General features: G+C 56.3%; 25 protein-coding genes. 8 read left to right on the forward strand and 17 right to left on the reverse strand.

Annotated elements, in window-relative coordinates; genetic code table 11:
- Positions 1-104 precede the first annotated feature (104 nt).
- Genes rplT through thrS form a run of 4 tightly spaced genes read right to left on the reverse strand, consistent with a single transcriptional unit; the run spans position 105 to position 3219 of the window.
- Positions 105-461, reverse strand: a complete 357-nt coding sequence (gene rplT / locus OYW20_RS14960; protein ID WP_056839923.1) for a 50S ribosomal protein L20 — start codon at positions 459-461, stop codon at positions 105-107.
- A 29-nt stretch (positions 462-490) separates the two neighbouring features.
- Positions 491-685, reverse strand: a complete 195-nt coding sequence (rpmI, locus tag OYW20_RS14965) for a 50S ribosomal protein L35 (protein WP_002553160.1) — start codon at positions 683-685, stop codon at positions 491-493.
- A 60-nt stretch (positions 686-745) separates the two neighbouring features.
- A complete protein-coding gene (infC, locus tag OYW20_RS14970) occupies positions 746-1297 on the reverse strand; it encodes a translation initiation factor IF-3 (protein WP_268801145.1) in 552 nt (183 codons plus the stop codon).
- Entirely contained in the window at positions 1297-3219 is a 1923-nt protein-coding gene (gene thrS / locus OYW20_RS14975) for a threonine--tRNA ligase (protein ID WP_268796740.1), read from the reverse strand. Before thrS ends, infC begins: the two co-directional genes overlap by 1 nt.
- A 398-nt stretch (positions 3220-3617) precedes the next feature.
- On the opposite strand from thrS, the gene OYW20_RS14980 reads away from it, so the two are divergent.
- Together OYW20_RS14980 and OYW20_RS14985 are read left to right on the forward strand one after the other, a co-directional pair.
- Positions 3618-3932, forward strand: coding sequence for a hypothetical protein (locus tag OYW20_RS14980; RefSeq protein WP_268796741.1), 315 nt, complete (start codon positions 3618-3620; stop codon positions 3930-3932).
- A gap of 297 nt (positions 3933-4229) precedes the next feature.
- Positions 4230-4442, forward strand: a complete 213-nt coding sequence (locus tag OYW20_RS14985) for a cold-shock protein (RefSeq protein WP_007905882.1) — start codon at positions 4230-4232, stop codon at positions 4440-4442.
- 63 nt (positions 4443-4505) lie between these two features.
- Here OYW20_RS14985 and OYW20_RS14990 read toward each other — a convergent pair whose 3' ends face one another.
- A complete protein-coding gene (locus OYW20_RS14990) occupies positions 4506-4832 on the reverse strand; it encodes an I78 family peptidase inhibitor (protein WP_268796742.1) in 327 nt (108 codons plus the stop codon).
- 356 nt (positions 4833-5188) lie between these two features.
- On the opposite strand from OYW20_RS14990, the gene OYW20_RS14995 reads away from it, so the two are divergent.
- Complete coding sequence (locus tag OYW20_RS14995) at positions 5189-5386, forward strand: hypothetical protein (RefSeq protein WP_268796743.1); 198 nt, start codon at positions 5189-5191, stop codon at positions 5384-5386.
- Positions 5387-5393: 7 nt separating this feature from the next.
- Here OYW20_RS14995 and OYW20_RS15000 read toward each other — a convergent pair whose 3' ends face one another.
- The 7 genes from OYW20_RS15000 to OYW20_RS15030 all read right to left on the reverse strand — a co-directional run bounded on the left by OYW20_RS15000 (position 5394) and on the right by OYW20_RS15030 (position 12442).
- Positions 5394-6422 (reverse strand): nucleoside hydrolase, encoded by a 1029-nt coding sequence (locus OYW20_RS15000; protein WP_268796744.1) that lies wholly within the window; start codon positions 6420-6422, stop codon positions 5394-5396.
- A gap of 59 nt (positions 6423-6481) precedes the next feature.
- Positions 6482-6886, reverse strand: a complete 405-nt coding sequence (gene rbsD / locus OYW20_RS15005) for a D-ribose pyranase (protein WP_268796745.1) — start codon at positions 6884-6886, stop codon at positions 6482-6484.
- On the reverse strand, positions 6883-7800 hold the full coding sequence (rbsK, locus tag OYW20_RS15010; RefSeq protein WP_268796746.1) for a ribokinase: 918 nt from the start codon (positions 7798-7800) through the stop codon (positions 6883-6885). Before rbsK ends, rbsD begins: the two co-directional genes overlap by 4 nt.
- Before the next feature lie 38 nt (positions 7801-7838).
- Positions 7839-8858 carry a LacI family DNA-binding transcriptional regulator gene (locus OYW20_RS15015; protein WP_268796747.1) on the reverse strand — a complete coding sequence of 340 codons (1020 nt, stop codon included), beginning with the start codon at positions 8856-8858 and terminating at the stop codon, positions 7839-7841.
- Position 8859: 1 nt separating this feature from the next.
- Positions 8860-9855 carry an ABC transporter permease gene (locus tag OYW20_RS15020; protein ID WP_408005411.1) on the reverse strand — a complete coding sequence of 332 codons (996 nt, stop codon included), beginning with the start codon at positions 9853-9855 and terminating at the stop codon, positions 8860-8862.
- Positions 9855-11405, reverse strand: coding sequence for a sugar ABC transporter ATP-binding protein (locus tag OYW20_RS15025; protein WP_268796748.1), 1551 nt, complete (start codon positions 11403-11405; stop codon positions 9855-9857). Before OYW20_RS15025 ends, OYW20_RS15020 begins: the two co-directional genes overlap by 1 nt.
- Before the next feature lie 80 nt (positions 11406-11485).
- Complete coding sequence (locus OYW20_RS15030) at positions 11486-12442, reverse strand: sugar ABC transporter substrate-binding protein (RefSeq protein ID WP_268796749.1); 957 nt, start codon at positions 12440-12442, stop codon at positions 11486-11488.
- Between the two features lie 372 nt (positions 12443-12814).
- On the opposite strand from OYW20_RS15030, the gene OYW20_RS15035 reads away from it, so the two are divergent.
- On the forward strand, positions 12815-13978 hold the full coding sequence (locus OYW20_RS15035; protein WP_268796750.1) for an asparaginase: 1164 nt from the start codon (positions 12815-12817) through the stop codon (positions 13976-13978).
- Positions 13979-14084: 106 nt separating this feature from the next.
- Here OYW20_RS15035 and OYW20_RS15040 read toward each other — a convergent pair whose 3' ends face one another.
- Entirely contained in the window at positions 14085-14309 is a 225-nt protein-coding gene (locus OYW20_RS15040; protein WP_268796751.1) for a YgdI/YgdR family lipoprotein, read from the reverse strand.
- Between the two features lie 200 nt (positions 14310-14509).
- On the opposite strand from OYW20_RS15040, the gene OYW20_RS15045 reads away from it, so the two are divergent.
- From OYW20_RS15045 to OYW20_RS15060, 4 genes are all read left to right on the forward strand, one after another.
- The gene (locus tag OYW20_RS15045) at positions 14510-14758 is read left to right on the forward strand and encodes a DUF1654 domain-containing protein (RefSeq protein ID WP_268796752.1); all 249 of its coding nucleotides are present in this window, start codon (positions 14510-14512) and stop codon (positions 14756-14758) included.
- 4 nt (positions 14759-14762) lie between these two features.
- Positions 14763-15464, forward strand: a complete 702-nt coding sequence (locus tag OYW20_RS15050) for an endonuclease I family protein (protein WP_268796753.1) — start codon at positions 14763-14765, stop codon at positions 15462-15464.
- A 338-nt stretch (positions 15465-15802) separates the two neighbouring features.
- Complete coding sequence (locus OYW20_RS15055) at positions 15803-16027, forward strand: DUF6555 family protein (RefSeq protein WP_268796754.1); 225 nt, start codon at positions 15803-15805, stop codon at positions 16025-16027.
- A 99-nt stretch (positions 16028-16126) separates the two neighbouring features.
- Positions 16127-16381, forward strand: coding sequence for a hypothetical protein (locus tag OYW20_RS15060; RefSeq protein ID WP_268796755.1), 255 nt, complete (start codon positions 16127-16129; stop codon positions 16379-16381).
- A gap of 212 nt (positions 16382-16593) precedes the next feature.
- Here OYW20_RS15060 and map read toward each other — a convergent pair whose 3' ends face one another.
- The 4 genes from map to OYW20_RS15080 all read right to left on the reverse strand — a co-directional run bounded on the left by map (position 16594) and on the right by OYW20_RS15080 (position 18422).
- Positions 16594-17415 (reverse strand): type I methionyl aminopeptidase, encoded by an 822-nt coding sequence (map, locus tag OYW20_RS15065; RefSeq protein WP_268801147.1) that lies wholly within the window; start codon positions 17413-17415, stop codon positions 16594-16596.
- Positions 17406-17660, reverse strand: a complete 255-nt coding sequence (locus OYW20_RS15070; RefSeq protein ID WP_268796756.1) for a ParD-like family protein — start codon at positions 17658-17660, stop codon at positions 17406-17408. Before OYW20_RS15070 ends, map begins: the two co-directional genes overlap by 10 nt.
- Positions 17661-17751: 91 nt before the next feature.
- Complete coding sequence (locus OYW20_RS15075) at positions 17752-18084, reverse strand: helix-turn-helix domain-containing protein (RefSeq protein ID WP_268796757.1); 333 nt, start codon at positions 18082-18084, stop codon at positions 17752-17754.
- 128 nt (positions 18085-18212) lie between these two features.
- On the reverse strand, positions 18213-18422 hold the full coding sequence (locus OYW20_RS15080) for a hypothetical protein (RefSeq protein WP_268796758.1): 210 nt from the start codon (positions 18420-18422) through the stop codon (positions 18213-18215).
- Between the last annotated feature and the right edge of the window lie 100 nt (positions 18423-18522).

An 18522-nucleotide genomic window follows, 5' to 3' on the forward strand; every position in this document is an offset into this window, starting at 1 on the left:
TTACAGACTCCAGATACAAAATAGGGGAAGAGCTGAAAGGCTCTTCCCCTATTTATGACGTTTAACACCGAACCTCGAGAGAAGGCCCGATGATTGCCGGGGACTTAGGCCAAGGTGGCTTTAGCTTTCTCGACAATCGCAGCAAACGCCGCTTTTTCGTTCACTGCCAGATCAGCCAGGACCTTGCGGTCAATCTCGATCGACGCTTTTTTCAGGCCAGCGATGAAACGGCTGTAGGACAGACCGTTGATACGCGCACCAGCGTTGATACGAGCGATCCACAGAGCGCGGAACTGACGTTTTTTCTGACGACGGTCACGGTAGGCGTATTGGCCGGCCTTGATAACCGCTTGCTTGGCAACACGGAATACGCGTGAACGCGCGCCGTAGTAGCCTTTAGCAAGTTTCAGAATTTTCTTGTGACGCTTACGCGCCATGACGCCACGCTTAACACGAGCCATGAGTAACTTCCTCTATATCTTGATCAAAATTAACGAAGGCGCAGCATTCGCTCGACTTTTGCCACGTCAGACGGATGCAGCAAGCTGCTACCGCGCAGTTGACGCTTACGCTTGGTCGACATTTTGGTCAGGATGTGGCTCTTGAAAGCATGTTTGTGCTTGATGCCGTTAGCAGTTTTCAAAAACCGCTTAGCTGCACCACTTTTAGTCTTCATCTTTGGCATGTTCGGATACTCCGCATTCAGTTGATAAACATAACCGCAAGGCCTGCCGTGCCCTGGTGGTTATTTCTTCTTTTTCGGGGCGATGACCATGATTAGCTGGCGTCCTTCCATCTTAGGATGCTGTTCAACGGTACCGTATTCGAGCAAGTCACCTTCAACCCGCTTCAACAGTTCCATGCCCAGCTCCTGGTGGGCCATCTCACGACCGCGGAATCTTAACGACACCTTGGCCCTGTCCCCGTCACTCAGGAAACGTACCAGGTTGCGTAGTTTTACCTGGTAATCCCCTTCCTCCGTCCCTGGACGAAACTTGATTTCTTTAACCTGGATCTGCTTCTGGTTTTTCTTGGCGGCAGCAACCTGTTTCTTCTTCTCGAAGATCGATTTGCCGTAGTCCATCAGTTTGCAAACAGGAGGTACTGCATCGGCAGAAATTTCTACCAGATCCAGTTTGGCCTCTTCAGCCTTAAGAAGCGCGTCTTCAATTGACACAATCCCAAGCTGTTCTCCCTCAGCCCCAATTAACCGAACCTCGCGTGCCGAGATATTCTCGTTGATCGGGGCCTTCGGTGCAGCTCGTTTATCTTGTCTCATTTCACGCTTAATAGTAATTACTCCGAATCTTGGCGACCACGCCGGGAAACCGCTTGTGCAAGAAACTCCGAGAATTGGGCGACCGGCATCGAGCCAAGGTCTGCGCCTTCACGGGTACGCACAGCGACAGTTTGCGTTTCAACCTCCCGATCTCCGATTACCAGAAGATAGGGAACCTTGAGCAAAGTATGCTCGCGGATTTTAAAGCCGATCTTTTCATTTCTCAAGTCGGACTTGGCACGAAACCCGCTTTCAGCCAAAGTTTTTTCCACTTCAAGGGCAAAATCTGCCTGTTTGTCAGTGATATTGAGGATCACTGCCTGAGTTGGAGCCAACCAAGCCGGAAATGCGCCTTCATAGTGCTCGATCAGAATTCCGATGAAGCGCTCGAAAGAGCCGAGAATCGCGCGGTGCAGCATCACTGGATGCTTGCGACCGTTGTCTTCGGTGACGAATTCGGCACCCAGACGTACAGGCAGGTTGAAATCGAGCTGCAATGTACCGCATTGCCACACGCGACCCAAGCAATCCTTCAAGGAGAATTCGATTTTAGGGCCGTAGAAGGCACCCTCACCCGGCTGCAAATCGTAAGGCAGCCCAGCGCTGTCGAGTGCGGCAGCCAGTGCAGCTTCTGCACGATCCCACAATTCGTCTGAACCTACGCGCTTCTCGGGACGAGTCGAAAGCTTGAGCTCGATATCCTTGAAGCCAAAATCTTCGTAGACAGCCAGCGTCAGCTTGATGAATGCCGCCGACTCTGCCTGCATTTGATCTTCAGTGCAGAAAATGTGGGCGTCATCCTGGGTAAAGCCACGCACACGCATGATGCCGTGCAGCGCGCCCGAAGGCTCATTGCGGTGACACGCGCCAAATTCAGCCAGACGCAACGGCAACTCGCGGTAGCTTTTCAGGCCTTGATTGAAGACCTGCACGTGACACGGGCAGTTCATCGGCTTGATGGCGTAGTCGCGGCTCTCGGACTGAGTGGTGAACATGTTGTCGGCGTAGTTGGCCCAATGGCCAGACTTCTCCCACAGGGAGCGATCAACCACTTGCGGAGTCTTGATCTCCAGATACCCGTTGTCGTGCTGCACCTTGCGCATGTACTGCTCGAGCACTTGATAAAGGGTCCAGCCGTTGGGGTGCCAGAACACCATGCCCGGTGCTTCTTCCTGGGTATGAAACAGGCCCAGACGTTTGCCAATCTTGCGATGATCGCGCTTTTCGGCCTCTTCGATACGCAGAACGTAAGCTGCGAGCTGCTTTTTGTCAGCCCAGGCGGTGCCATAGACGCGCTGCAACTGTTCGTTCTTGGCGTCGCCGCGCCAGTAAGCGCCAGACAGCTTGGTCAACTTGAACGACTTCAGAAAACGCGTGTTCGGCACGTGCGGGCCGCGGCACATGTCTACGTATTCTTCGTGGTAGTACAGCCCCATGGTCTGCTGTTCTGGCATGTCTTCGACAAGGCGCAGCTTGTAGTCTTCATGACGGGCGGTGAACACGTCGATCACTTCGGCGCGCGGCGTGACCTTCTTGATGACGTCGTAATCTTTTTCAATCAGCTGCTGCATGCGCTGCTCGATCGCCAGCAGATCATCAGGCGTGAACGGGCGCTCGTAAGCGATATCGTAATAAAAGCCATCATCGATGACCGGACCAATGACCATCTTTGCAGTGGGGTACAGCTGCTTGACGGCGTGACCGACCAAGTGGGCGCAGGAGTGGCGAATGATCTCCAGGCCTTCCTGATCTTTGGGGGTGATGATTTGCAGGCTTGCGTCAGCATCAATCATGTCGCTGGCGTCGACCAGTGTTCCGTTGACCTTGCCGGCTACGGTGGCCTTGGCCAGACCAGCACCAATGGAAAGCGCAACCTCGGCTACGGAAACCGGGTGATCGAACGAACGATGACTGCCGTCGGGAAGAGTAATGGTGGGCATGGCGCCTCCTCTCCTAGTGGTGACCCCTACCAAAGGTCACGTGGGTGGGATAGTGCCAGTAACGCGATTCGGCGGTGTGCCTGCCTCACAGTGGCAGGAGCCTTGAGGCCAACCTGTTAACGAACCGCAGTGACTGGAATTAACGATTTCAAAAAATAGGGTCTGCGCCGAGCCAAGTAGCCGCTCGCAAGTTTTCAGGAAATCCGCAGGACGCGCATCCTAGCACAGCCAATCGTCAGACAGGCGGTCCGAAGCCACGCTATTACGCATTCAGCTTCTTGTAGAGCCCGGAAGAAACCTGCGCTCGGTGAACTGCCGGCATTCATCGCCGTCAGATTACCCGTAACCCCCGTTCAAGGCTGTCGATATCACGGCCCATAGACAAGAAGGAAACCACCATGAATCTTCTACGTGCTGTTGCCCTGCTGACCCCACTGGCGCTGGCTTTCCCTTTGAGTGCGCATGCCGCGATGGATGCCAAGACCAAAACCACCTACATGAACGAGTGCGCAGCCGCCGCCACCCAGAACAATCCGGGCATGGACGCAAAAGCAGTTCAAACCCACTGTGAGTGCGGCGCCCAGCAGATCAACAAAAGCTTTACCGACAAGGAGATCGCATCCTTGAGTGATACGAACAAGGCGCCGATCCCGGAATTGACTGCGCGCTTGCAAAAAAACGTCGGTGAGCACTGTCTACCGAGCAAAAAATAAAAAATTTACATTTCTGCGGATTTTGGATGATCACTCAGGATGATCAAGCGTCAGATGAACGCTGAACCCCTCGTAAATCAAGGCGTCCAGCGGTCCGTCAGTGATGGATTGCAGCAGAAATCCGCAGTCAAAAAACCAGTGATAGAAATCAATTTCGCGTCAATATTTCCGGCAGTTGCGCAAAGTTGTTACTGAAAAAGTTCTGCATTCGCACAATTCGACTATGATAGCCGGGTGTGCCCAGTTGGCCTGAGCAGCACAGTACTACTGAAAAAATTATGTTCTTGGAGATACACCATGTCTAATCGCCAAACCGGCACCGTAAAATGGTTCAACGATGAAAAAGGCTTCGGCTTTATCACTCCACAGGGTGGCGGTGACGACCTGTTCGTACACTTCAAAGCTATCGAAAGCGACGGTTTCAAAAGCCTGAAAGAAGGCCAGACCGTTTCGTTCGTGGCTGAGAAAGGCCAAAAGGGCATGCAAGCTGCTCAGGTTCGCGCGGAGTAATCCGAGCGTTCTAAAAAAACCCCGTCATGGACGGGGTTTTTTTATGCCTGCAACAAACTGGTGTTACCCGCAGTTGACGCGATTCACGCTCCCGGCCTGATCAGTGTTGAGGTTAAGGCGGTCCGAGCGATACTCAAGCGTGATCATGTCGTTGGGTCCCAGTGCCCTTGCCGTCTGCGCGCCGGCTTTGGTTCGGGCCTGTTCGAGCAACGCGGGCGATGCAGGCTTGCCGACAGCAAACTGTGCGGCTGCGGCGTCACATCGGGAATGACCGCTATCGATGGCTGCCGGACTTTGAGCAGAATCGCCCGACGGTTGCGACGTTGAACTGCAGCCCGCCAACACCGCCATTGATAACACCAGACCCGTCGGGACTAATTTCCAGGACATACAATCTCCTTGCTTTAAACGTAAACCAGAACCTGTGCGACAGCGCTGCCAGGTTTTTGTTGCAATGTGCCAGTCCGAACACCCCTCTGAGCGGGTGACAGGCGAGTGAGTCTGCCCAAGCAATGCGTTTTAAGGGCATTCAAATCGTCACAAAAGGTTTTTCAGGCGTGGGCGCTCATGCCTGAGTCATGGCTCGCATCTCACATCAGAAGCATGCCGCGCCAGATTCATGCCTAAGTAGCAGTGCGCAATCGCGACCGAAATGTTCTACTGCGCGCGTGACGCAGCCGCTCAAGCACGGTACCCGGCCGCTGGCACTTGCTTATCCCAGGAAGACCAAAGAGAGACGAGAGACCATGTCAGTCGTATCGATCGATGCTGATATCAAGGCCAAATGGCCACAGGGACATTGCGCGCACAGCCCGGGAAGCGCTGAGGAGCTGGCAATCATTGCGATTGACTTGCTGGTTAAAGAGCTGGGCACCCGAGGCGCCCAGACCTTCATGAACCAGGTGTTCCTGCGTTACTCGACCGAAGTGTCGACCGAGGCCTGAGCAGCGTTCACTTGAGTCGCGCGAGGCGCTCGGTCAGCAGGTCGAAAAACCCTTGAGCATCGCCGCTTTCTACCCAGTAGACATTCTTGGGCTGGGCCAGCGTGTCGTACCAGTCCGCAATTGTCTGGCCCTGCCCTAGCCCTTCGCGATTATCAATCGCCAGATTCACCGGCTTGCCGCTGAACAAATCGGGCTTGAGCAGCCACGCAATGACGCTCGCGTCATGAACAGGGCCGCCGGACAGGCCGTAATGGACCATATCTGCCTTGACGTATTCGTTGAGAATCGCGCCGACCAGCTTGCCCGCCTGGTTATTCAGTGCCTCTATCTGCTTGAGTCGCTGATCGCTGGTCAGGATCTTGTGGGTCACGTCCAGCGGCACGTAGGTAAGCTTGACGCCGCTGGCCAGCACGACCTTGGCAGCGTCAGGGTCGGCGAAAATATTGAATTCTGCGACCGGTGTGATATTGCCGCCATTGAAATGGGCGCCGCCCATCACGACCACTTCCTTGATGCCCTGCGTGATCTCTGGCGCTTGAATCAGTGCCAGGGCAAGGTTGGTTTGCGGACCAAGCATTGCCACCGTGATGCTGTGTGGCTTGGCTTTGCTCAATGTATCGACCAGATACTGCACCGCGCTGCCTTGGGCCAGTCCCTGTTTGGGCTCATGCACCTCAACCCCCGGCAACCCTTCTTTGCCATGGATGTTCTCGGCATAGATCGGGGTGCGCACCAGCGGTTTGCCGGCGCCTGCATAAACAGGGACATCTTCACGTCCTGCCCACTCGCGAGCCAGCCGTGCGTTGCGCGAGGTTTTGTCCACCCGCACATTACCTGCCACGGTGGTGATCGCCATCACGTTCAACTCTTCGGGTGATGCGAGCGCCAGCAGCAGCGCCACGACATCGTCAGCCCCAGGATCAGTGTCGATGATAAGGTCGCGTTTTTCGGCTGCCTGAGCGGCAGTGGCACTGAGCACGGTCAAAAACAGCACACTCCTGAGCAGACGGGTCAGATGAAGATGAACGTTAAGCATCGGAAACTCCCTGTTCCAAGGTAAGAATAAAAAAGGCCTGGACGTCAGAACGCTGAACGTCAGAACACCACGCCCGCGACCAGTGCAATATTGGTGTAAGGCTGGCACTCGCCGGTCCGCACGATGGCACGAGCGCTGCGGCTTAGCGTTTTGAGTGCCTCGTGAGTGACCACCCTTTGCTCACCCAGCGCACCGGCTGAGTTCAGGCTATCGACAGTGGCAAGCGCCGGAGGCTGTCGGGTGAGCATTTCTTCGGCGATAACATGGTGCTCGACCTGCATTTCAGTCAGCACTGTATTCAGCACACTGACGAAATCCGGCACACCGTGGGTCAGCGCCAAATCGATCAGCTCGACACCAGGCGGTACCGGCATGCCTGCATCGACGATCATCAGCACATCGCCATGCCCCAGAGAGGCCACAACACGCGACAACGCGATATTGAGAAGCGGTGTTTTTTTCATGGCTTGAATCCCTGTACTTCATCGAACGTTGGAATGGATGGCTGGGCACCGGCGCGGGTGACTGACAGCGCGGCGGCAATCTGGCCGAACTGGATCGCCTCGGACTCGCTCTTGCCTTCTGCCAATGCGGCGGCAAACCCACCAACGAACGTGTCACCCGCTGCCGTGGTGTCCAGCGCCTGAACCTTGGGTGCCGCGAAATGTTGCGAGCGCGAAGACGTCGCAAGCAGCGACCCCTGAGGGCCCAACGTAATAATCACTTTGGAAGCGCCAGAGGCCAGCAGCGCCGTTGCCGCCGAATCGGCTGTGGCTACCGAGTCCACGGGCAAACCGGTCAACAGGCTTGCTTCGCTTTCATTCGGGATGAGGTAGTCAATCAGTGCGTACCAGTCGGCTGGCAATGGCTCGCTGGCGGGGGCCGGGTTGAGGATGACGATCTTGCCCAGCTCACGCCCGCGCTTGAGCACATGACCTACGGTAGCCATCGGGATTTCCAGCTGGCAAATGATCACTTCAGCCTGACTGAGCAGTGTGTCGAATCGGTCCACGACCTCGGCCGAAACATGCCCGTTGCCACCCGCTACGATCACAATCGCATTCTGACTGTTGTCATCGACCACGATCAGCGCAACGCCAGATGACTCACCGGGCACGGCAGTGACTGCCGTGCAATCGATCCCCTCAGCTACCAAAGCCGCACGCAGCTGATCGCCATAAGCGTCATCGCCAACGCAGCCAATCATCGCGACGCTCGCCCCGAGGCGCGCTGCCGCAACCGCCTGGTTGGCGCCCTTCCCGCCCGGCACTGTCACAAATGAATGTCCCGCCAGGGTTTCGCCACCGCGTGGCAGGCGTGGCGCCCGCGTAACCAGGTCCATGTTGAGACTGCCCACTATCACTACTTTTGCTTGCATGACGTTTGTACTCTTCAATCCGGCCGCAGCCGTCCGGTTCAACGGAATTCGGTGAATGCATTGGTGGGCGGCGCAGTGGATTCACGCAACACAATGCTTGGCGCCACGATCAATTGCTCCACTCGCGTGGTCGGCACTGCAATCCGCTTGAGCAGCACCTGCGCGGCACGCTCGCCCAACTGCAGAATCGACTGACCGACCGTGGTCAGCGCGGGGTAAACATAGCGGCTCATCTGGATGTCGTCGAAACCAATGACCGAGAGGTCACCGGGCACACGGATATTGCGCTCAGCCGCAGCGCGCAGCACACCAAAACCTACCATGTCATTGGCTGCAAAAATCGCTGATGGGCAATCATGCTCCAGCAAACTGACCGCCGCACTGTAGCCGCTGGGGCTGGTGAAATCACTTTCGAGCACCCATGAAGCAGGCACACTGACACCCGCTTCCTGCATCGCCCGGTGGTAGCCGGCCAGCCGCATGCGCGCCACGCTGGTCTGCGCCGGGCCACAGATACAGGCGATATGCCGGTGCCCCAGCGTCAGCAAATGCGAGGCCGCCAGGTAAGCGCCAAGTTCGTGATCGATGCGCACCAGATCAGCGTTGAGGTGTTCCAGGTCGCGGTCGACGATGACCATGGGCGTGCGCACTGAATCAAGACCATCAATCAGCCCGCTGTCGCCCCCGACCGAGGACACTATCAAGCCGTCCACACGCTTTTCCAGCAACACGCGCAAGTAGCTGCGCTGCTTGTCCGGATCGTCATCGGAGTTGCAAAGGATCACGCAGAAACCGTTGCGCTCGCAGTGATCCTCGATGCCACGGGCCAGTTCGGCGAAGTACGGATTGATGCCGTTGGGGATCAACAGACCGATGGTCAGTGTGGCCTTGGCTTTCAGCGAGCGAGCCACCGCGCTGGGCACGTAGTCGAGTTGCGCGATGGCGGCCTCGACCTTGATCCGCACTTCGTCGCTGACTGGCCGGGTCCTGTTCAACACGTGCGAAACGGTTGTGTAGGAAATCCCGGCGAGCGCCGCCACGTCCTTGATCGTTGCCATATCAGCCGCGCCGTTTAGCGCGATGGCTGCGGTAGGTGTCGAGCACCACGGCCACCACGATCACCGCACCGGTGATGATGCGCTTGGTGGGTTCGGTCGCGCCGATTTGCGCAAGGCCCGCAGCCAGCACCGAGATAATCAGTACGCCGAAGAAGGTGCTAATGACCGACCCACGGCCGCCCATCAGGCTGGTGCCGCCAATCACGACCGCCGCGATGACCTGCAACTCCAGGCCGGAACCTGCGTTGGGGTCGGCCGCTTCAAGGCGCGAAATCTGGAATAGCGCTGCCACGCCTGCCAGCAAGCCCATGAGCGAAAACACCAGGATCTTGTAGGGTTTTGGATTGATACCTGCCAGACGCACGGCCTCTTCATTGGTGCCAATGCCGATCAGGTAACGACCAAACACCGTGCGCGTGAGCACCGCTTGCGCCACGAAGATCACGATCAATGCAATCACGAACGAGGGCGAGATGCCAAAAGCGAAAGGGTTCGACAGCCAGGCGTAGGAGTCGCCGATGTATGCGGTGCGCGAGTTGGTCAGTTGGTAGGCCACGCCACGGGCCATTTCCAGAACCCCAAGCGAGACGATGAACGAGGGGATGCGCCAGGCCACGGTGATCGAACCGGTGATTGTCCCCGCCACCGTTGCGCACGCCATGCCCAGCAACGCGGAGGGCAAAACGCCCCAGCCCCAACCGAGCATCGCCACGCTGACCGCGGACGCTGCCAGCGCCAGCACCGAACCCACGGAAAGGTCGATGCCGCCGATGATCAGAATGAAGGTCATGCCCACCGCCAGTACCATCAGATCGGGGATCTGGTTGGCCAGCGTGCTGAACGTCTCATAAGACAGGAAGTGATCGCTGAGCAACGAGAACAGCACGATCATTGCCAGCAAAGCGCCCGCCAGACCGAGGTAGGTGCCGAGGCCGAAATAGTTACCGCTGCGCTTGCCCGGAGAAGGCAGCGCTGCACTGTTAGCAGTGGTTTTCATCAGTCAATCCTGGGCGCGGCATCAGAGAGCAGCGCATCACGTTTTTGGTAGCCGGCAAACGCGGCAGCAAGCAGTTCGTCCTGGGTCCAGCTGTCGCGCTCGAAGGTGTCGATCAGACGACCGGCGGACAGCACGCCAATCCGGTCGCAGATAAGCATGAGTTCGCGCAGGTCACTGGAGACGACCACCAAGGCCCTGCCCTGGCGCGTCAGCTCACCCAGCAACGTGTAAATGTCGAACTTGGCGCCGACATCGATGCCCCGAGTGGGCTCGTCGAACAACATCACTTGGCAATCGCGCTCCAGCCAGCGGCCGATCACCACCTTCTGCTGATTGCCGCCTGACAATTCAGACACCAATTGCGTCGGGCTCGAACTGCGAATCCGCATGGCATCGACCTGACGTCTGGCCAGGCTCATCTCGGCGTTGCCATCCACCACGCCAGCGTTGGAAATCGCCTGCATATTGCCCAGCGCGATGTTGGCGCTGATCGATTGCGGCAGCAGCAGGCCCTCGCCTTTGCGGTCTTCGGTGATCAGCGCGATGCCATGACCGACCGCATCTACAGGTGACCGAATACTGACTGCACGCAGCGGCGTGCCCACTTCAATGGTCCCGCTGTCGGCGATATCGGCCCCGTAGATCAGGCGCATCAGTTCGGTACGACCGGCGCCGATCAAGCCTGAAATCCCGAAAATCTCGCCCGCTCGAACGTCAAAAGACACATTGAGGACTTTGTCCGAGCGGGACAGGCCTTTCACTGACAAGGCCACGTCGCCAATCCGGCGCTCGCCCAAGTCGATCTTTTCGCCCAGCTCGCGGCCGACCATCAAGGTCACCAGTTGCTCGCTGTTGTAGTTGGCCATTGCATCCACGCAGACCAGCTTGCCATCGCGCAGGACCGCAATGCGCTGGGCGACACGGGCGAGTTCTTCAAGACGGTGGGAGATGTAAATGATCGACACGCCACGGGCCTGAAGACGGGAAATTTGCTCGAACAGCATCTCCACTTCCCGCGCCGTGAGCATGGCCGTTGGCTCATCGAGGATCAGCACGTGGCAATCGCCGATCAGGTTGCGCGCAATCTCGACCATCTGCTGATGACCGATCCCCAGCTCGCTGACCAGCGTGTCCGGATCAATCGCATCCAGTCCGACTTGGGCCATCGCCTTGATCGCGTCTTCGCGCAACCGCTTGCGGTTGATCCAGCCACCGCGACTGGGAAGATTGTCCAGAAACAGGTTTTCCGCCACCGACAAAGTTGGCAGCAGATTGAGTTCTTGCATGACCATGCGCACACCCAGCATTTCGGCTTGGGCACGGCTGGCGGGCTCATAAGGCTGCCCCTGAAATTGCATCTGGCCGGTGGTCGGTGTGACCAGCCCGCCAATGATTTTGGACAAGGTGCTTTTGCCCGCGCCATTTTCACCGGTCAAGGCCAACACTTCACCACGCATCAGCGTCAGGTCGATGTCGCCGAGCACGGGTTGGGCGTAGGTTTTGCCGATGCCGCTGACAGATAGAACAGCGGCCTGAGCAGACGCTGACATAACGCTCTCCACGCGCCAGCCCTGGAAAAAGGCTGGCGCTGTATCGGTTTGGGTGTGTGAGGCGAAGCCTGAGGGGTGTGTTACGGCTTGGTGACCAACTCGACCGGCGTCTCGATCACGCCGTCTTTGATGTCGAGTTTTTCGCCCTTGATCATCTTCAGTGCCGTGTCGATACCGAACACCGCCTGGCGCGCTGCGAACTGGTCCGCTGTCGCCAGAATCCGACCGTCTTTGAGCATTGGCTTGATGGCGTTGATGTTGTCGTAGCCGACCACTTGTACTTTGCCCGCCTTGCCTGCGGCACGCACCGCCGACACCGCGCCCAACGCCATGCTGTCGTTACCAGCCAGCAATGCTTTCAGGTTCGGGTACTCGTTGAGCATGGCCGAGGCAACAGCGTTACCTTTGTCGATTTCCCAGTTACCGGATTGGGTGGAGACGATCTTCATCTGCGCGCCGTCCATTGCATCTTTGAAGCCGGCGGTGCGCTGCTGGGCATTGGTGGTGGTCGAAACACCTTCGATGATGCCGACCTGATCACCGGCCGTCAGTTGCTTGGCCAGGTAATCACCCACCAGCTTGGCGCCCTTGCGGTTGTTCGGGCCTACGAAAGGCACTTCCATGTTTTTGCTTTTAAGCACATCGACATCCAGCTGGTTGTCGATGTTGACGACCTTGATGCCAGCATCCATCGCTTTTTTGAGAACGGAGGCCAAAGCTTTTGAGTCGGCCGGCGCAATCACCAGTGCGTCGACTTTCTTGACGATCATCTGGTTGACGATATCAATTTGGGCGGCGGTATCGGATTCGTTTTTGATGCCGTTGGAGATCAGGTCGAAATCAGCGGAGTGCTCCTTCTGATAGACCTTGGCGCCGTCCTCCATGGTCAGGAAGAACTCGTTGGCGAGGGACTTCATCACCAGCGCGACGGTGGGCTTTTTGGCTTCGTCGGCGAATGCAGAGGAAATGGGCAGGGAAACCGCGGTGGCGGTGAGCATGGCAACAGCAAGAAGACGAGCAGCGAAAGGCAGCTTCATGGAATCACTCCGACATTATGATTATTTTATCGGCACCGTCAGCGCTTCATACCTTGGGCAGGGTCGAGCGCAAACGTTTGCGTGAGCGGAACTATGAGAATGCGCATTCGATTTGTCAACTGCCAAGAGACCAGCGTCAAGCCAGAGTCGGTGGGCCGAACAGATTGATGGCTTCATGTTCGGAACCCCGGATAAAAACGTGAAGCAAATAGCATGTTGAATCAGATAATTTTTATAAAAATCATGTAGCTGGCTGGCTGTATGGATTTGGTATGGATTCTGCAATCTCTCAGTGCTGCCCGTCCTGTTCGGTCAGGCCGGGTTTTCACCGTGTCAGGAAGGCACCGTATTCAACCGCGAGATAAAACAATAATGAAAAGCACAGCACTGAACACTGCTTCTAACAACACTGCCTCGAAGAACACTGCTCCGAAATACATTGCCCCGAACGCTTTCGTACCTCGTGCACTCACCTTGTGCCTGCTGCTGACCCCGGCCCTGAGCTGGGCGGACACGGCAGTGCAACCACCCTCGGAAAAAACCCGGCTGGCTAATGTGGTGATTCTCGCCACCGGAGGCACCATTGCCGGCGCAGGGGCCAGCACCGCCAACAGCGCGACTTATCAGGCAGCCAAGGTCGGTGTCGATAAACTGATTGCCGGCGTACCTGAGTTGAACGCCTTGGCTAACGTGCGCGGCGAGCAAGTAATGCAGATAGCGTCGGAAAGCATCAGCAACGAAAACCTGTTGCAGTTGGGCAAGCGCGTCGCTGAACTGGCGGACAGCCCTGACGTCGATGGCATCGTCATTACCCACGGCACGGATACGCTTGAAGAAACCGCGTATTTCCTGAATCTGGTAGAGAAGACCGAAAAGCCCATTGTGGTCGTTGGCTCGATGCGCCCCGGCACGGCCATGTCGGCTGATGGCATGCTGAATCTCTACGATGCAGTGGCCGTTGCCAGCAGCGAAGAAGCTCGCGGCAAAGGCGTTTTGGTGACCATGAACGACGAGATCCTGTCGGGGCGTGATGTCAGCAAGATGGTCAACATCAAGACTGAGGCGTTCAAAAGTCCGTGGGGCGCGCTGGGGATGGTGGTAGAAGGCAAATCTTACTGGTTCCGCCTGCCTGCGAAACGTCACACGCAGAATTCAGAATTCGATATCAAACAGATCAGCAGCCTGCCACAGGTAGACATCGCCTACTCCTACGGCAATGTTACCGACACCGCCTACAAGGCACTGGCCCAGTCAGGCGCCAAAGCGATCATCCACGCGGGCACCGGCAACGGCTCGGTCTCGTCCAAAGTAGTACCCGGCCTGCAAGCCTTGCGCAAGGACGGTGTCCAGATCATTCGCTCCTCTCACGTCAACGCAGGTGGATTCGTGTTGCGCAACGCAGAGCAGCCGGATGACAAATACGACTGGGTCGTTGCGCACGATCTGAATCCTCAGAAAGCGCGCATCCTGGCCATGGTCGGGTTGACCAAAACCAACGACAGCAAAGAGCTGCAACGCATGTTCTGGGAATATTGATTCACATCGCCCAAACCCGTGTTTGCACGCATGAAAAAGGGGCTGGCACATTTACTGTACTCAGCCCCTTTTACCTTTAAGGGATCGGCCGGCAATCGAACGACCTTCAGTCCTCCTGCTTGACCGTCGCGACTTCGTCAGCGCGGACCTTGACCATTTTCCCGGAAATATCTTCGAACTCGTAGAAGCCATCTTTAGACTTGGTCTTCGGCACATCCTTGGTCACGTACTGGGTGCCGTTTTGAAGCGTGACAACGGTAGCGGTCGAGCAACCGGCGAGCATTGCGCAACACGCGAGAACGGCTGGCAGCGCTAACTGTTTGATATTCATGCAGACTCCTATTTCCAGAATGCGGCGAACTGATCCGCCGATACGCAATCAGATCGACACGACGCAATTTGGTTCGGCAGGTCAGCCCTCGCTGGTGGCTAATGATTCGCTCATATGATATTCAGTCCTACAGCAATGTTGCGAAACTTCCCACACTCAAATACTGTACGCATGTACAGCTAAATCAAGGGATCATTTTCGTGTCAAAAAACACCTCCGCAGCCCAGGCTCCCGGCCCTTATGAGCGTCTGGGCATTCGTATCCAGAAGATCATCAATTCCACGACTGCACAGAAATCCAGATCCGCGTTGATCTTCCGCCTGCCCGACGAGACAGAGGACGACTGGAATCAGTTACTCGGAGAGATCGCCGAGAACGACAACGTCACGCTCGCCTACCGCGACGACGGCGGCATCCAAGTGTTTTGGACGCTGCCCAAGGAAGATTGAGCGCATGAGACTCAACGGTTTGATCCTCCTCTGCGCCAGCGTCTTGTGGGCCGCATCGCTAGCGGCGCACGCCGAAGCGCCGCGCACATTCAGCGAGGCCAAGAAAGTCGCATGGGGCCTCTACGCGCCACAGTCGACGGAATTCTATTGTGGCTGCAAATACACCGGCAATAAGGTCGACCTGGCCGCTTGCGGGTACATTCCGCGCAAAAATGCAACGCGGGCCAAACGCATAGAGTGGGAACACATCGTGCCCGCCTGGCAAATCGGCCATCAGCGTCGGTGCTGGCAAAACGGTGGACGCAAGAACTGCACCCGCAATGATCAGGTTTACAAGCGTGCCGAAGCCGATTTGCACAACCTTGTGCCGAGCATCGGGGAAGTGAATGGGGACCGGAATAACTTCAGTTTCGGTTGGCTTCCAGAGCACCCCGGTCAATACGGCTCTTGCCTGACACAAGTCGATTTCAAGGCAAAAAAAGTGATGCCAAGGCCGTCTGTTCGCGGCATGATCGCACGCACTTATTTCTATATGAGCAAGCAGTACAACCTGCGTATTTCGCGTCAGGACGAGCAGCTTTATCAGGCCTGGAACAAAACCTATCCGGTTGAAGGCTGGGAGCGTCAACGCAATCAGCGAGTAGCCTGCGTGATGGGTCATGGTAATGATTTCGTCGGTCCTGTGAACCTCAAGGCATGCGGCTGACACACCTCAAAACAGTACAGAATTTGCAGATGTATGCGTTTGAATAAACCGCTGCCCCCGATCAGATATGGCACATTACCGCTGATCGGAGCAGCGTTTAAAACGTTATGAAAGCGTGTAATTTTTTCCCTGTCTGAAACTGAATAAACGCGCAGATGTTTTGAATTTCAGACGGAGAATCTGTATTACGATTCGGCCGCAGCAGTCTCGCAAGCCTGTATCGATCTCGAAATGAAATGGTGGTTTCCCGGACGCACCACGCGTTCATGCTGCCGGTACAAATGGACTGTACATAATTTCATAGCGCTTTATCACGGCGCACGGGCGGGGAGCAGACAATGAACGAGTACAAGGAATTTGAAATTCATTACCAGTTTCGCGGCGAAACCCGGCACTTCTGCCATCAGGCAAACTTTTTGAGTGAAAGCGAGGCGCTGTACTTCGCCACGCTGCACGCCGGCGTTGGAGGACTGGAGGGCAACGTGTCGGCGCGCCCCGTCAGATTGGCGATTATCCAGGCCGAAGATCTGGGCATCACCAAGGTTCAGTGCAAACGCACATAGGGCTTCGGCTTACAGGTAGAGAGAAACAACAAACAAATGTGAAATCGAGTGGTCCCAATTTATATGCAGCGCTCATGAAACCAGCAAAGCGAGGTAAATATGACTATCGACGACGCACTCAAGAAAGAGGTTCTCACCCGCCTGCTTCATGCTCATCCGGCCGGCCTTGGAAAGGAAGTGCTGGATAACTACCGGGGCGAACACGCCGTAGCGGATACCCTCGAACACTTGCAGCAGCATGGGCTGATCCATGATGGAAGCGTGGACAAGCCAGGAAAAAATGATCGATCGCTTCACTACCCCATCAAGTTGAGTTCCGCGGGTGTGGAAGCCGCCAAAAGCCTTGAGCACTGATTTGAGGCATTGATTTCAACCCCACACAAAAAAACCCGGCTCAGGCCGGGTTTTTCTTTGCAGCGCGCAGCCGCGAAACTGGTGTTCTCCCCAAGTGCTGCAGGTCTGATCATCCATGAGCCGGTCAGGCCACAGCACTACAGGGGAACGAGAAGAAGACTACAGGCGATGTCGGATAATCGTCACCTCAGCAATTGTGACTTAATTAGTCATCATGCCTGTTCCGTCCGCTTTCCGCCGCTCTGAACCTCCGGATAATTGCCAGTGCCTTCCGGCCAGGGTGTCAGCAATTCGAAGCCAGTCTGCGTGACAGCGACCATGTGCTCCCACTGCGCAGACAGCGATGAATCGCGGGTCAAGACAGTCCACCCATCATTCAGCACATGGGTGCCTGGCTTGCCGGCATTGATCATTGGCTCGATGGTGAACACCATGCCTGGCTTGAGGCGCAACCCTTTACCCGCCGCGCCGTAGTGCAAGATCTGCGGCTCTTCGTGATACTTGCGGCCGATGCCGTGTCCGCAGTATTCCCGAACCACGCTAAAGCCTTCGCGGTGTGCAACGGTCTGAATCGCGTTGCCTATGTCCCCCAACGTCGCGCCTGGTTTCACAGCGTGGATGCCTGCGAGCGTCGCCTCATACGTAGTGTCGACCAAACGTCTGGCCAGCGGACTGATCTCGCCCACCGCGTACATCCGACTGGTGTCGCCGTACCAACCGTCCTTGATGACCGCAACGTCGATATTGACGATATCGCCATCCTTCAGGATATCGCCCGGCGCAGGGATGCCGTGGCAGACCACTGTGTTGGGGGAAATACAGGTGGTTTTGGTAAAACCGTGATAACCCACGTTGGCCGGGATCACTTTCAACTTATTGACGATGAAGTCATTGCAAATGTCATCCAGCGCTTCGGTGCTGATGCCGGCCTGGACGTGTGGCGTGATCATCGCCAGCACCTGCGCTGCCAGTCTCCCTGCAACGCGCAGCCCGATCAGGTCCTCTTCGCTCTTGATACTGATGCTCATTGAGATACCGCCCTGGACTGCATGATGGAAGGATTGAAATCGTCGGAGGGCAAGCTGGAAAGCACGCCGCCCGAGGCTTCGAGCCGGATCAGCAACTGGCATATTTCGCTGTAATTCAAGCCCGGATGAAGCTCGGCAAGCATGCCGATGCGCATCCAGTGCTCCGCTTGCGCGTTGATAGAACGGCTAAGTGCTGCACTGACCGAACGAATATTGGCGTGCATCTGTTCGGATATCTTGACCAGACCCATGGATAACCCTCACGTGGAATATACGAAGCATATATGTTCCGTATATTCACAAGCAAGCTCGTTGCCATGTAAGTCTGATCGACTGGCTGCTTCAAGACGGGGTTTTGCACTCGGACAAGGAGGTCGCCAACTGTGAAATTGCCTCCTTGTCATCCTCACTCAGCTCACGATAGTGAGTAATGATGCGCCGTTCCTCATCGTTCAAAGACTCATGATCCATCGGCGTTTTTTTACCGGAGAGGATGTACAGCACATCAATGCCTTTTTGATTGAGTGCCGCCAGATAATCTGAACGAGGGATGCGCTCGCCACTTTCGTACTTCCCCTGCGCATTGGCCTCAACGCCACCAATCGCACCAAAATCCTGTTGCGAAAGGCCCATGCTTTTACGGGTCTCTTTCAACCGCGAACCAAGATCTTTCATAAACGGATGCCCTTAACAATCACTGTCGTCTAATCATGACCCCGCTGGTGAGGGGGAGTTGCGGTACATGCCGCAATTGCTCAATCTTGCACCTCTGAACCAAAGCGCGATAATTTCAGGTCCGCTGGTCACTCACCTCGCGCAACAACCACCGCGGATTCGCCTGGGACCCCGTCGATATACCCGACCTGCATCAACGAAGCACTGTAATGCCGCAGGCCTGAAGCGAGTGCCAGGAAGTCTTCGCGCTGCATCTCGTTGCCCCAGACGCTGCTGAAGGTCTGCTCCTGCGGGTGGCAGGAGAATTCAAAACTGTTATCGATTTGAGCGGTTTGCATGGGTCAACTCCGTTTCAACGAATACTGGTTAAACATACAGTATTCAGATCGCAGGCCAAACGCAAGCAGCCTTCTGACGAGCGGTTAACGACACTCACGC

It is taken from the genome of Pseudomonas sp. BSw22131, from assembly GCF_026810445.1.
GTDB classification, from domain to species: Bacteria; Pseudomonadota; Gammaproteobacteria; order Pseudomonadales; family Pseudomonadaceae; genus Aquipseudomonas; species Aquipseudomonas huanghezhanensis.